Here is a 13,006-nt window from a genome sequence, read left to right as displayed (position 1 = left end):
CCCCCACGGGACGGCGGGCGCCGCCGTATCCGGCCTCACCCGATCGAGTGGCCTCCGGAGCCACGAGACGCCCGGCGCCACAGGCACGGGGCCCCCCCCGCACAGGGGGGCAGGGACGGAACCGGCTGCGCCCGGGCACGGCGGGTGTGACCGGGCGATCCCTTGATGCCGGTCCTACGCGGGCAACGGGAGGGGGCCGCCCGACACGGCGGTGTGACGCACCCGGAGGCGGAGCGGCCCTTCGCCCCATCCGGAAGGCTCTCGGCGCGTATCTTGATCGCCATGCCGACCAGCTCTTCCGCCAGTCCGCTGCCCGCGTCCCGCACCGAACCCGACGGTTCGGCCGTCATCCGCGTGCTCAGCTACAACATCCGCTCGATGCGCGACGACACCGCCGCGCTCGCCCGCGTGATCAGCGCCTGCGCACCGGACCTCGTCCTGGTCCAGGAGGCGCCGCGCTTCTTCCGCTGGCGCAAGAAGCTCGCGCGTCTCGCGGCCGCCTCCGGCCAGGTCGTCCTGTCCGGCGGTGCCACCGCCTCCGGCCCCGCCCTGCTGTGCACCCTGCGGGCCACCGTGGAACGCACCGAGGACGTGCTGCTCCCGCTCACCCCCGGTCGGCACCGACGCGGCTTCGCCACGGCGGTCGTCCGGTTCGGCGGCGCCCGGCTCGGCGTGCTGAGCTGCCATCTGTCGCTCCACAAGGACGAGCGGTACGAGCAGAGCGGCATGCTCCTCGACCGGCTCGCAGGTCTCGGCACTCCGTACGCGGTCGCGGGCGGTGACCTCAACGAACGTCCGACCGGCCCCTCGTTCCGGCACCTCGCGGGCACGCTCCAGGACGGCTGGGCGACCCGTCCCTGGGGCACGGAGCACACCTGGACGCGTACGGCGCCCGACCGGCGCATCGACGCGATCTTCGCCACGCCCGGCATCGAGGTCCTCGGCTGCGGGGTGCCGCTCGGCCTTCCCGGCGTCACCGGGACAGACCTGAGGGCGGCCACGGACCACCTGCCCGTACTGGCCGCCCTCAGAGTGCCCGCGTCCTAGGGCGTGCCCTGGAGCGTCCGGTCGGAGCCCGGTCAGACCACCGCGCCGCGCCCCGGGTCGTCGAGGTCCTCGTCGTCGCCCTTCATGCGCGTCACCAGCGTGGCGAAGCCGCCGAGGAAGCCGCCGACGCCGAGCGTGGTGAGCCACCAGGTCATGTCCCAGCCGAGCAGCACGGCCAGCAGCAGCAGGGTGGGGCCGCCGAGCACGCCGAGCCAGGCGAACTTGGCGGTCGTGTCCGCGGCCGGCAGCGGAGGCGGCTCCGGTGGTACGAAGTGGCCCTCGTCGTCCTCGTCGAAGTCGTCCTCGGCCGGCTCGGGCGCCCGGTAGTCACGCGGGCCGCCGACGCCCGGGGCGAAGGCGATCGAGCTGCCGAGCGGCTTGGCGGCGGGGGGCTGGTCGCCGGAAGCGGCCTCCGGCTCGGACGGGGCTCCCGGAGCCGAGGCGTCGACCGCTTCGTCCGTGGCGTCCTCGGCACTCTCGGCGCCCTTGGTGCTCTTGGCGCCGGCCTCGGGTCCCGCGGCGGTCACCGTCCCGGGCTCCGGGAGCGCCAGGTCCTGCACCGACCTGAACGGCTTCGAGCCGGGCGGGTCCGGCGGCTCCTCGCCGTAGCTCTCGACGATCGACCGCCAGGCGGCGTCCTCGTCGAAGGGCACGCTCTGCTCGTCGCCGAGCGACTCCCCGCGGGCATCACCGAGCGACTCGCCGAGCGGCGGGTCGCCGAGGGAATCCCCGCGCCCCTCGCCGAGAGCCCCGTCGAGCGGCTCGCCGACAGGTACGCCCTTCTCCTCGGAATCGCCGCGGTCCGCGTCGTGCTCAGCCACCGGCTGCCGTCCCTTCCTGCCGACTCACCTGACCCGCGTCGGCCTCCTTGCCGGCACCGGGCGCGAGCCGGGTGACGAAGGAGTAGCTCTCCTCGAAGACACGGTCCGCGTCGTGGTCCAACGTCGCGACGTGGTAGCTCTGTTCCAGCACGATCTCCGTCACGTCCGTGGACGACACCCGGCCGAGGACGCGCGCCGAGTCGGTGGGGGAGACCACATGGTCCTGGAGGCTGTGCAGCAGCAGGAGCGGCTGGGTGACCTGAGGCAGCTCAGCGTCCACGACCGCGCACAGCTTTCGCAGCGAGTGCGCGGCGTGCAGGGGCACCCGGTCGTAGCCGATCTCCTCCGAGCCCTCCTTCGCGATGTCGCTCGTGATGCCCTTCGTCGAGGGGACGAGGTGACGGAGCACCGGCAGGGCGCGCGCGGCGAGGCCGTGCACCTTGTTCAGCGGGTTGAGCACCACGACGCCGCTGATCTCGTCGCCGTGCTTGGCCGCGAGCCGCAGGGCCAGCGCACCGCCCATGGAGAGCCCGAGGACGAAGACCCGGGAGCAGCTCTCGCGCAGGGCACGCAGCTCGCGGTCCAGCTCCGCGTACCAGTCCTGCCAGCCGGTGAGCTGCATGTCCTCCCAGCGGGTGCCGTGTCCCGGCAGCAGGGGCAACGCGACGGTGAGACCGCGCTCGGCGAGAAACTCCGCCCAGGGGCGAAGGGACTGCGGGGAGCCGGTGAAACCGTGGCAGAGAAGGACACCGACCTCTCCGCCCTCGTGGCGGAACGGCTCGGCTCCAGGAAGGACCGGCACCTCGGTCTCCTGTTCATGAGAAGGGCGGGAACGACTCCAGGTGTGCTTCACCGTACGCGACCGTACTGACACCGACCAGGGTCGTCGGGTCCTTTGGCGGTGCTCCGGGTTAAGGTCTGATCTACGACACAGGAGGCACTCGGGTGATCTACGGCGCAATGAAGTTTTCCATCGGAGGGCCACTGAAGCTCGCCTTCAGGCCCTGGGTGGAAGGCCTCGAGAACATCCCCGCCGAGGGCCCGGCCATTCTGGCGAGCAATCACCTGTCGTTCTCGGACTCGTTCTTCCTGCCCGCGGTCCTGGACCGCAAGGTGACCTTCATCGCGAAGGCCGAGTACTTCACGACACCCGGTATCAAGGGGCGGATGACCGCCGCCTTCTTCAAGGGCGTCGGCCAGCTCCCGGTGGACCGTTCCGGCGCGCGCGGCGCGGGCGAGGCGGCCATCAAGAGCGGCATCGACGTGATCGAGCGCGGTGAGCTGTTCGGCATCTACCCGGAGGGCACGCGCTCGCCCGACGGCCGTCTCTACCGGGGCAAGCCCGGCGGCCTCGCGCGCGTGGCCCTCGCCACCGGCGCGCCCGTGATCCCCGTCGCGATGATCGACACGGAGAAGATCCAGCCGCCGGGCAAGGTGATGCCCAAGCTGATGCGCCCGGGCATCCGCATCGGCAAGCCGCTGGACTTCAGCCGCTACAGCGGGATGGAGCACGACCGGTTCGTGCTCCGCGCGGTGACCGACGAGGTCATGTACGAGATCATGAAGCTCTCCGGCCAGGAGTACGTCGACATGTACGCGACGGCCGCCAAGCGGCAGATCGCGGACGCGGCCAAGGCCGAGAAGGACGCGGAGAAGGCGGCGAAGGCGGCGCTCGCGCAGGCCGAGAAGCAGGCGGCCAAGGAGCAGGCCGAGCAGCAGGCGGCCGAACAGGCGGAGAAGCAGGCGGCCGAGAAGCAGGCGGCCGAACAGGCGGAGAAGCAGGCGGCCGAGCAGCAGGCGGCCGAACAGGCGGAGAAGCAGGCGGCCGAGCAGCAGGCGGCCGAGAAGCAGGCCGAGCAGGGGACCGCCGGGGAAGCCGAACCGACCGACAGGCAACGGTCCGGCTCCTAGGAGCGTCCGTCAGGACGTCGGCAGTGTGGGGTGGGGGGCATGGCCAAGCGCGAGAGAGTCATGAGGATGTCGGTCGAGCAGCCGCTGTGGCGTGCGCTGACCGGGTACCGGGTCCTGACGGTGCTGTACGCGATCGGGCTCTTCGCCACCGCGTACGACACATTCACCCGCCCGTGGGTGGCCGTCGCGTTCTTCGCGTTCCTGTTCGTCTGGACGCTGGCCACTCTCCCGAAGGTCGCCGGCGCGGCGAACTGCACCAAGCGGTTCCTCGCGGCGGACCTCACCGTCGCGCTGGTCGGCATCATGCTCACCCGGGTCGCCGACTCCGGCGCGCGCATCGAGTCGGGCGGCCCGACGCTGCCGTCGATATGGACGGCGGGTGCCGTTCTCGCCTTCGCGATCAAGGGCGGCTGGCGGTGGGCGGCCTTCGCGTCCACGCTCGTCGCCGTGGCCAACATCATCGAGCGCGGCGCCCCGACCCGCGACACCGTGCACAACGTGATCCTCGTCTGGGTCGCGTCCATCGCGATCGGCTACGTCGTCGAGGTCGCCCGCGCCTCCGAGCGCACCCTCGCCCGCGCCCTGGAGATCGAGGCCGCCACCCGCGAACGCGAGCGCCTCGCCCGTGACATCCACGACGGCGTGCTCCAGGTCCTCGCCATGGTGCAGCGGCGTGGCAGCGCGCTCGGCGGCGAGGCGGCCGAGCTGGGCCGGATGGCCGGTGAGCAGGAGGTCGCGCTGCGCACGCTGATGTCGGGCGGTCTGGTGCCCGTCTCCCGCGTGTCGGAGGACGCCTCCCTCGGCGCGGTCGTACGGGCCGTCGACGAACCCGACGACGAGGATCCCGCGGGCACGGACACCGTCGACCTGCGCGCCCTGCTCGCCCCGTACGCCACCGCGCGAGTGACCTTCTCCGAGCCGGGCGCGCCGGTGCCGCTCACCCCGGCCGCCGCGCGGGAACTGGCCGCGGCAGTCGGCGCCGCCCTGGACAATGTGCGCAAGCACGTGGGCGCGGACGCCCGTGCCTGGATCCTGGTCGAGGACGAACCGGACACGGTGATCGTGACGGTGCGCGACGACGGTCCCGGCATCCCGGAGGGGCGGCTCGCCCAGGCCGAGGGCGAGGGGCGGCTCGGAGTGGCGCTGTCGATCCGCGGCAGGCTGCGCGAGCTGGGCGGCACGGCCGATCTGATCTCGGTCCCGGGGCAGGGCACCGAGGTCGAGCTGAAGGTACCGAAGGACGCACGGGGGAAGGCGAAGACACGATGACGAAGGCGACGGTAGGGCGATGACGGGCGGGACGACGGTGGCGGAGCGCCGGACGGGGGAGGACCCCATCAAGGTCATGGTGGTGGACGACCACCCCATGTGGCGCGACGCCGTGGCCCGTGACCTGGCTGCCGCCGGGTTCGACGTGGTCGCCACCGCGGGCGACGGCGAACAGGCGGTGCGCCGCGCCCTGGCGGTGGCGCCCGACGTGCTCGTCCTCGATCTGAACCTGCCCGCCAAGCCCGGTGTCCAGGTCTGCAAGGAACTGGTCGGCGCCAATCAGGCCCTGCGGGTTCTGGTCCTGTCGGCCAGCGGTGAGCACGCCGACGTACTGGAGGCGGTGAAGTCCGGCGCGACCGGCTACCTCCTGAAGTCGGCGTCCGCGGAGGAGCTGACCGACGCGGTGCGCCGCACGGCCGTCGGCGACCCGGTGTTCACACCGGGCCTCGCGGGCCTGGTCCTCGGCGAGTACCGCCGGCTGGCCTCCGAGCCGGTCACCGCCACGGGCGGCGACGAGCCGAGGGCCCCGCAGCTGACCGACCGTGAGACCGAGGTGCTCCGCCTGGTCGCCAAGGGTCTGAGCTACAAGCAGATCGCCGAGCGCCTGGTCATCTCCCACCGCACGGTCCAGAACCATGTGCAGAACACCCTGGGCAAGCTCCAGTTGCACAACCGTGTCGAGCTGGTCCGCTACGCGATCGAGCGTGGCCTGGACGAGGCCTGACCCGCCCGGTACGACCTTTCGGGTGATCTGTCTTGATCAACTACCCGACAATTCACCGGAATAGACCTTCCGCACCATGCCGAAGTGACCTGGATCACTATTAGCGTGAGTCCGACAGCCAACCATGGCGAAGGGACTTTCCATGCGGGTCGGAGTACTGACCGGAGGCGGCGACTGCCCCGGGCTCAACGCCGTCATCCGGGGCATCGTCCGCAAGGGCGTGCAGGAGTACGGCTATGACTTCGTCGGTTACCGGGACGGCTGGCGGGGGCCGCTCGAAGGCGACACCGTCCGGCTCGACATCCCGGCCGTGCGCGGCATCCTGCCGCGCGGCGGCACCATCCTCGGATCCTCGCGCACCAACCCCCTCAAGCACGAGAACGGCATCCGCCGGATCAAGGAGAACCTCGCCAAGCAGGAGGTCGACGCGCTCATCGCGATCGGCGGCGAGGACACCCTCGGCGTCGCCGCGCGGCTCGGCGACGAATACGGCATCCACATCATCGGCGTCCCGAAGACCATCGACAACGACCTCTCCGCCACCGACTACACCTTCGGATTCGACACGGCGGTCAACATCGCGACCGAGGCCATCGACCGCCTCCACACCACCGCCGAATCGCACATGCGCGTCCTCGTCTGCGAGGTGATGGGCCGCCACGCGGGCTGGATCGCCATCCACTCGGGCCTGGCCGGCGGCGCGAACGTCATCCTCATCCCCGAGCAGCGCTTCGACGTCGAGCAGGTCTGCGCCTGGGTGACCTCGCGCTTCAAGGCGTCGTACGCGCCGATCGTGGTCGTCGCCGAGGGCGCCATGCCCAAGGACGGCGACATGGTCCTCAAGGACGGCACGCTGGACTCCTTCGGGCATGTCCGGCTCTCCGGGGTCGGCGAGTGGCTGGCCAAGGAGATCGAGCGGCGCACCGGCAAGGAGGCCCGCACCACGGTCCTCGGGCACGTCCAGCGCGGCGGGACGCCCAGCGCGTTCGACCGCTGGCTCGCCACCCGCTTCGGCCTGCACGCCATCGAGGCCGTCCGGGACGGCGACTTCGGGAAGATGGTGGCCCTGCGCGGCGCGGACATCGTCCGCGTTCCGATCGCGGAGGCCACCGCCAAGCTGAAGACCGTCGACCCGAAGCTCTACGAGGAGGTCGGCGTCTTCTTCGGCTGACGGCGGCGCGTCCGCGATCCCCGGAGCCTCTGCGACCTTGGGGGTACGGGCCGTATATTCGGCCCGTACCCTCCAGAACGGGAGAAGCCGGTGGAGATCGTGGCGTTCGGCGTCCAGTCCGACGAGAAGCCCCTGATCGAGAAGGCCTTCGCGGGACGCCATGAGGTCCGGTGCCTCGACGTGTTCCTCACCGAGGACACCGCTCCCATCGCGGCCGGCTACGAGGCCGTCTCCACCAGCGTCAACTGCGGCCTGGGACACCGTGTCCTGCAGACCCTGGCGACCGGCGGCACCCAGCTCGTCGCCCAGCGCTCCACCGGGTTCAACAACATCGACCTCGAGGTCGCCGAGCGCCTCGGCATGACGGTCGCCCGGGTCTCGTACTACTCGCCCTACTCGGTCGCCGAGTTCGCCTGGACCCTCGGCATGGCGGTCAACCGCCGTATCGTGCGCGCCGCCAACCGCACCCGCGACTTCGACTTCCGCCTCGACGGACTGATGGGCCGTGACATGCACGGCCGCACCGCGGGCGTCATCGGCACCGGGAAGATCGGCGAGGCCTTCACCCGGATCGCCCACGGCTTCGGCATGAACCTGCTCGGCTGGGACATCGCCGAGAACCCGGCCTGCGCCGGACTCGGCATGAAGTACGTCTCCAAGGAGCGCCTTCTCGCCGAGTCCGACCTCGTCACCCTGCACGTCCCGCTGATGCCGGCGACCCAGCACCTCATCGACGCCGACGCGCTGCGGATGATGAAGGACGACGCGATCCTGGTGAACTCCAGCCGCGGCGGCCTGATCGACAGCCAGGCCCTCGTCGCCCAGCTGCGCGAGGGCCGCTTCACGGGTGTCGGCCTCGACGTGTACGAGGCGGAGGCCGGGCTGTTCTTCCTCGACAAGTCCCTCGAGACCGTCGAGGACGACACCCTGGCCCGCCTGGTCACCTTCCCGAACGTCCTGGTCACCTCGCACCAGGCGTACTACACCGGCGACGCCGTCGGCCAGATCGTCGAGGCCACGGTCAAGAACGTCCTCGACTACACCGAGGGCCGCCGCTCGGAGAACGTGCTCGTGCCCCGCAGCTGAGCGGTCAACTCCCGCACGACGGTTGCACCGTTCAGCGTCAGCACCGACTCCGGGTGGAACTGCACCCCCGCGAACCCGGGACCGCGCAGCGCGTGCACCTCGCCGTTCGCGCCGCGGCTGACCTCGACGCCGTGCGCCGACAGCTCGACCAGCGCGTCGTCGTCGCAGCGCGCCACGAAGCTGTTGTAGAAACCGACGGTCTCCACCCGCCCGAAGAGATCGATGGCGGTCTGCGCGCCCTGGTAGGGCACGTCCTTGCGGACGATCTCCAGTCCCAGCTCGGCCGCGATCAGCTCGTGCCCGAGGCAGACACCGAGCACGCCGTGCCGGTGTCCCCGGATCGCCTCGGCGGTGAGCGCCCGCAGGAAGCCCATCTTGGGGTCCGCCGGATCGGAGGGGTCACCGGGACCGGGGCCGAGGACCAGCGGCCCCTCGTGCGCGCGGACCGCGTCCCGCAGCCCCGGTTCGTCGTAACGGCGCACCGTCACCTCGAGCCCGGACGACCGCAGCAGATGCGCCAGCATCGCGGTGAAGGTGTCCTCGGCGTCCACGATCAGCGCATGCCCCGCGAGTTCCCGTGAGCGCTCCTGCATCCGCAGCCAGAACGGCGCCAGCGAGGCCCGCCGGCCGTCCAGCGACGCTCGCACCCGCGGATCGTCGCCCAGCTTCGGCCGTACGCCGTCCGGCCGCGGCCTGCCGGGGCGCACCCCCAGCGCGGCCAGCACACCCGCCGCCTTGGCGTGCGTCTCGGCGACCTCGCCCGCCGGATCCGATCCCCGTACGAGGGTGGCGCCGACCGGCACCCGCAGCCGTCCGCCCGCGTCGATGTCGGCGGTACGGATGAGGATCGGGGAGTCGAGCGTCTGCCCGTCGGCCGTTCCCTCCGAGCTGTCCCCCGGCTGCCGCCCGACCAGCGCCAGCGCGCCCGCGTAGTAGCCGCGCCCGCCGACCTCGTGGCGTTCGATGACCCGGCAGGCGTTCTGCACGGGCGAGCCGGTGACGGTCGCCGCGAACATGGTCTCCCGCAGCACCTCCCGCACGTCCAGCGAGGAGCGGCCCCGCAACTCGTACTCGGTGTGCGCGAGATGGGCCATCTCCTTGAGCCGCGGTCCGATCACCACGCCGCCCATGTCACCGACCGTGCACATCATCTTGAGCTCCTCGTCGACGACCATCGAGAGCTCCTCGATCTCCTTGCCGTCCGAGAGGAACGCGAGCAGATCCTCGGGCGTCGGGCCCCCGTCCGGGTAGCGGTAGGTCCCGCTGATCGGGTTCATCACGACGGTCCCGGCGGACATCCGCACATGCACCTCCGGGCTCGCCCCGACGAGCGTCCGCTCCCCGGTGTGCACGACGAACGTCCAGTAGGCGCCCCGCTCGCCGACCAGGAGCCGGCGGAAGAGCGCCAGGGCGTCGGCCCGTCCGAACCCCGGGATCCGTCCCTCGTACGTCCGCCGGATCACGAAGTTCGCACCCTCGCCGCGTCCGATCTCCTCCCGCAGCACCCGTTCGACGATCCCGGAGTACTCCGCGTCGTCGACGTCGAAGCCGCCGTCCTCGACCCGCACGTCGTGCGCCGGCAGCTGCGCCAGCGCCTGCGCGAGCGGCAGTTCGTGACGCTCCTCGGGGGTGAGCACCGCGAGCGGGGTTCCGTCGTCGCGGACGTCGAAACCGCGCTCCCGGATCTGCCGGAACGGGATCAGCGCCAGGCCCTCGTCGGGGATGTCGGCGAGGCGCTCCACCTCGCGCACCGGCCCCAGCAGCAGCTCCACCACGTCGTGGTCACGGCCCGGAGTGCGGCGCCGCAGCAGGGCGAAGGGACGGGGATCGTCCAGCAGGTCGAGCAGATTCATCGGTGCGGTCCTTCTCTCGAATGTGCATCTCGGAGAGGAACGACCCGGGTCCGCAAACACCGAAGGCCGCCCCTCGGGCGGCCTTCGCGAAGTCGTGCGTACGCGCAGTCAGTGGGCCGCCGGATGAGCGGTCCACCACCAGTTCTGGTTCGAATGCGCGAACATGCGCCGCACCCTACCCGACGGCGAGGGGCGGGCAACAGCGTGAACCGTCCCCGCGTGGCGTTCCGACCGCACTGTCACCGGCCATGGATGGCCAGACAGTCCGAACCCACCGAGAAGCGAGAACCATGCTCACAGCCCGCTCGTCCCAGACCCGCCGGACCGGCGCCCGCGCCCTGACCGTGCTCCTCGCGGCCGCCGCCCTCGCCGCCGGGCCGCTCGGCCCCGCGCTCTCGGCCCCGCGCCCGACCGACTCCGAGGACCTGACCCAGGTCGACTACCGCGGTCACTCCTTCACCGTTCCCGCCTCCTGGCAGATCGTCGACCTGAAGAAACATCCCGACACCTGCGTCCGCTTCGACCGGCACGTCGTCTACCTCGGCAGGCCCGGCAACCACCAGAACTGCCCGGCCCGAGCCAGCGGACGTACCGAGGCGCTGCTGATCCAGCCCGCCCCCACCGCCCCCAGCGCCGTCACCGAGAACCCCACGGCCCGCACCTACCGGGCCACCGGCCACCGCATCGTCGTCACCGCCGCCTACGGATACGACCGCACCCGGATCCAGGACGTCCTGCGCAGCGCCGGGCTGCCCGTCGCCGCCGCGCGGCCCGACGAACCCGCGGAACGGCCCGCGGCGGCCCTGCTGCCCGCCGACGCGACCTCCTTCCGAGGCGAGGGCTTCGACGCCTGCACCGCCCCGAGCCAGTCGGCGATGGACGCCTGGCGCGACGACTCCGGCTACGGCGCCATCGGCGTCTACATCGGAGGACTCAACCGCGCCTGCGCCCAGCAGCACCTCACCGCCAACTGGGTGCGCACCCAGTACACGCGCGGCTGGCGGTTCATCCCGCTGTACGTCGGCCGGCAGCCCTCCTCCGACGGCGGCAGCTGCGGAGGCGGCTGCGCGGCGATCACCAGCCCGGTGTCGCAGGGCACCGCGGCCGCCGACGACGCGGTCAAGCAGGCCGCCGCACTGGGCTTCGGCAAGAGCACGGTGATCTACAACGACCTGGAGCACTACGAGCCCGGCGGAAAGGTCACCGACCAGGTGCTCGCCTACATCGACGCCTACACCGAGCGCCTGCACGCGCTCGGCTACCGATCCGGCGCGTACGGCAACACCTCGTCCCTGGTCTCCGACCTGATCGCCAACCGGGCCGGCATCACCCTGCCCGACGTGATCCACTTCGCCCGCTGGAACCGTGTGTCGACCACGTCCGACGCGTCGATCCCCTCGACGCTGTGGTCCAAGCACCAGCGCATCCACCAGTACATCGGCGACACGACCGAGACCCATGGCGGTGTGAAGATCTCCATCGACCGCGACCGGCTCGACGTGGGGTAGCGGAATCCTTCTCCGGGCGGCCGCCGCGACCGGTCGTACGGCCGCCCGGGGAGACGTCGATCGAGCGGGGGTCGTCTCACTTGATGAGCAGGTGAATGGACGGCCGACACGACCCCGTAATGTTGGGGGGGTGACCGTGAACGCTAAGTCCAGCGCGAGCGCTGGCAACACCTGGCGAGACCTGCCCGCGGCGCAGCAGCCCGAGTACCCCGATGCCGAGGCTCTGCGCGATGTGATCGCGGACCTCGAGTCGTATCCGCCGCTCGTCTTCGCGGGCGAGTGCGACCAGCTGCGCGCCCGGATGGCGTCCGTCGCCAAGGGAGAGGCGTTCCTTCTCCAGGGCGGCGACTGCGCCGAGGCCTTCGACGCCGTGTCGGCCGACCACATCCGCAACAAGCTCAAGACCCTGCTCCAGATGGGCGCCGTCCTCACGTACGCCGCCTCGGTGCCGGTGGTGAAGGTCGGCCGGATCGCCGGCCAGTACTCCAAGCCCCGCTCCAAGGGCACCGAGACCCGCGACGGCGTGACCCTGCCGACCTACCGGGGCGACTCGGTCAACGGCTTCGACTTCGACGAGAAGTCCCGCATCCCGGATCCCGAGCGCCTGAAGCGGATGTACAACGCGTCCGCCTCCACGCTCAACCTGGTGCGCGCCTTCGCCACCGGCGGTTACGCCGACCTGCGCCAGGTGCACGCCTGGAACCAGGACTTCGTGAAGTCGTCCCCGTCGGGCCAGCGCTACGAGCAGCTGGCGCGCGAGATCGACAACGCGATGAACTTCATGCGGGCCTGCGGCACCGACCCGGAGGAGTTCAAGACCGTCGAGTTCTACGCCTCCCACGAGGCGCTGCTCCTCGACTACGAGTCGGCGCTGACCCGCGTCGACTCGCGCACGGGCCACCTGTACGACGTCTCGGGCCACATGGTCTGGATCGGCGAGCGCACCCGTCAGCTGGACGGCGCGCACATCGAGTTCGCCTCGAAGATCCGCAACCCGATCGGCATCAAGCTCGGTCCGACGACGACGGCCGAGGAGGCGCTCCAGTACATCGAGCGCCTCGACCCGGACCGTGAGCCGGGCCGTCTCACCTTCATCGTGCGGATGGGCGCGGACAAGGTCCGCGACAAGCTGCCCGAGCTGGTCGAGAAGGTCACCGCCTCCGGCGCGACCGTGGCCTGGGTGACCGACCCGATGCACGGCAACACCTTCGAGGCGGCCTCGGGCCACAAGACCCGCCGCTTCGACGACGTGCTCGACGAGGTCAAGGGCTTCTTCGAGGTCCACAAGGGCCTCGGCACGCACCCGGGCGGCATCCACGTCGAGCTCACCGGTGACGATGTCACCGAGTGCGTGGGCGGCGGCGACGAGATCTTCGTCGACGACCTGCACCAGCGCTACGAGACGGCCTGCGACCCCCGTCTGAACCGCAGCCAGTCCCTTGACCTGGCGTTCCTCGTCGCGGAGATGTACCGCGACCAGTAGCAGATCAACAGGCGCTGCGCCTGTTACCGGCACATGATGTGGGGCGCGGATCACATACGATCCGCGCCCCACAGCACTTTTCCGGTTCCTGTGTGACGGGTAAGGTTAGGTTAGCCTCACCGATTAACGGGAT

At 71.1% G+C, this 13,006-nt stretch carries 11 protein-coding genes and 1 pseudogene; 8 read left to right on the top strand and 4 right to left on the bottom strand.

Features of this window, described 5'->3' with window-relative positions:
* The first annotated feature begins 282 nt into the window (after nt 1-282).
* Complete coding sequence (locus ACFWBT_RS19685) at nt 283-1,047, top strand: endonuclease/exonuclease/phosphatase family protein (protein WP_385701902.1); 765 nt, start codon at nt 283-285, stop codon at nt 1,045-1,047.
* Between the two features lie 32 nt (nt 1,048-1,079).
* Here ACFWBT_RS19685 and ACFWBT_RS19680 read toward each other — a convergent pair whose 3' ends face one another.
* On the bottom strand, nt 1,080-1,868 hold the full coding sequence (locus ACFWBT_RS19680) for a hypothetical protein (protein WP_385701900.1): 789 nt from the start codon (nt 1,866-1,868) through the stop codon (nt 1,080-1,082).
* Nucleotides 1,861-2,670 (bottom strand): alpha/beta hydrolase, encoded by an 810-nt coding sequence (locus ACFWBT_RS19675; protein WP_385701897.1) that lies wholly within the window; start codon nt 2,668-2,670, stop codon nt 1,861-1,863. Before ACFWBT_RS19675 ends, ACFWBT_RS19680 begins: the two co-directional genes overlap by 8 nt.
* A gap of 158 nt (nt 2,671-2,828) precedes the next feature.
* Here ACFWBT_RS19675 and ACFWBT_RS19670 point away from each other — a divergent pair.
* The 5 genes and pseudogenes from ACFWBT_RS19670 to ACFWBT_RS19650 form a co-directional block, all read left to right on the top strand.
* Nucleotides 2,829-3,614 (top strand): annotated as a pseudogene (locus ACFWBT_RS19670) (lysophospholipid acyltransferase family protein); the annotation flags it as partial.
* 204 nt (nt 3,615-3,818) lie between these two features.
* Nucleotides 3,819-5,048, top strand: coding sequence for a MacS family sensor histidine kinase (macS, locus tag ACFWBT_RS19665; RefSeq protein ID WP_385701894.1), 1,230 nt, complete (start codon nt 3,819-3,821; stop codon nt 5,046-5,048).
* Nucleotides 5,049-5,124: 76 nt separating this feature from the next.
* Nucleotides 5,125-5,772 carry a response regulator gene (locus tag ACFWBT_RS19660; RefSeq protein WP_385701903.1) on the top strand — a complete coding sequence of 216 codons (648 nt, stop codon included), beginning with the start codon at nt 5,125-5,127 and terminating at the stop codon, nt 5,770-5,772.
* Nucleotides 5,773-5,914: 142 nt separating this feature from the next.
* A complete protein-coding gene (locus ACFWBT_RS19655) occupies nt 5,915-6,943 on the top strand; it encodes a 6-phosphofructokinase (protein WP_385701893.1) in 1,029 nt (342 codons plus the stop codon).
* Between the two features lie 90 nt (nt 6,944-7,033).
* Nucleotides 7,034-8,029 (top strand): 2-hydroxyacid dehydrogenase, encoded by a 996-nt coding sequence (locus tag ACFWBT_RS19650; protein WP_385701891.1) that lies wholly within the window; start codon nt 7,034-7,036, stop codon nt 8,027-8,029.
* Here ACFWBT_RS19650 and ACFWBT_RS19645 read toward each other — a convergent pair.
* Nucleotides 7,981-9,882 (bottom strand): anthranilate synthase family protein, encoded by a 1,902-nt coding sequence (locus ACFWBT_RS19645; RefSeq protein WP_385701889.1) that lies wholly within the window; start codon nt 9,880-9,882, stop codon nt 7,981-7,983. The two genes, ACFWBT_RS19650 and ACFWBT_RS19645, sit on opposite strands and share 49 nt — an antisense overlap.
* Nucleotides 9,883-9,990: 108 nt before the next feature.
* Nucleotides 9,991-10,047: a trp operon leader peptide gene (locus ACFWBT_RS19640; protein WP_101392327.1), complete on the bottom strand. Its 57-nt coding sequence runs from the start codon at nt 10,045-10,047 to the stop codon at nt 9,991-9,993.
* 125 nt (nt 10,048-10,172) lie between these two features.
* On the opposite strand from ACFWBT_RS19640, the gene ACFWBT_RS19635 reads away from it, so the two are divergent.
* Both ACFWBT_RS19635 and ACFWBT_RS19630 read left to right on the top strand, forming a co-directional pair.
* The gene (locus ACFWBT_RS19635) at nt 10,173-11,390 is read left to right on the top strand and encodes a glycoside hydrolase domain-containing protein (RefSeq protein ID WP_385701887.1); all 1,218 of its coding nucleotides are present in this window, start codon (nt 10,173-10,175) and stop codon (nt 11,388-11,390) included.
* Between the two features lie 130 nt (nt 11,391-11,520).
* Nucleotides 11,521-12,873 (top strand): class II 3-deoxy-7-phosphoheptulonate synthase, encoded by a 1,353-nt coding sequence (locus tag ACFWBT_RS19630; RefSeq protein WP_385701884.1) that lies wholly within the window; start codon nt 11,521-11,523, stop codon nt 12,871-12,873.
* Nucleotides 12,874-13,006: the final 133 nt, after the last annotated feature.

The organism is Streptomyces sp. NPDC060027 (assembly GCF_042737005.1).
Classification (GTDB): domain Bacteria; phylum Actinomycetota; class Actinomycetes; order Streptomycetales; family Streptomycetaceae; genus Streptomyces.
Note: the sequence above shows the minus strand (reverse complement) of the source record. Positions and strands in the feature narration are given on the sequence as shown.

What these genes read in the sequence shown, in the direction of transcription:
- ACFWBT_RS19685 (WP_385701902.1), top strand. Translation starts at nt 283, where the DNA reads ATGCCGACCAGCTCTTCCGCCAGTCCGCTGCCCGCGTCCCGCACCGAA.
- macS (WP_385701894.1), top strand. Translation starts at nt 3,819, where the DNA reads ATGGCCAAGCGCGAGAGAGTCATGAGGATGTCGGTCGAGCAGCCGCTG.
- ACFWBT_RS19660 (WP_385701903.1), top strand. Translation starts at nt 5,125, where the DNA reads ATGGTGGTGGACGACCACCCCATGTGGCGCGACGCCGTGGCCCGTGAC.
- ACFWBT_RS19655 (WP_385701893.1), top strand. Translation starts at nt 5,915, where the DNA reads ATGCGGGTCGGAGTACTGACCGGAGGCGGCGACTGCCCCGGGCTCAAC.
- ACFWBT_RS19645 (WP_385701889.1), bottom strand. Translation starts at nt 9,882, where the DNA reads ATGAATCTGCTCGACCTGCTGGACGATCCCCGTCCCTTCGCCCTGCTG.
- ACFWBT_RS19635 (WP_385701887.1), top strand. Translation starts at nt 10,173, where the DNA reads ATGCTCACAGCCCGCTCGTCCCAGACCCGCCGGACCGGCGCCCGCGCC.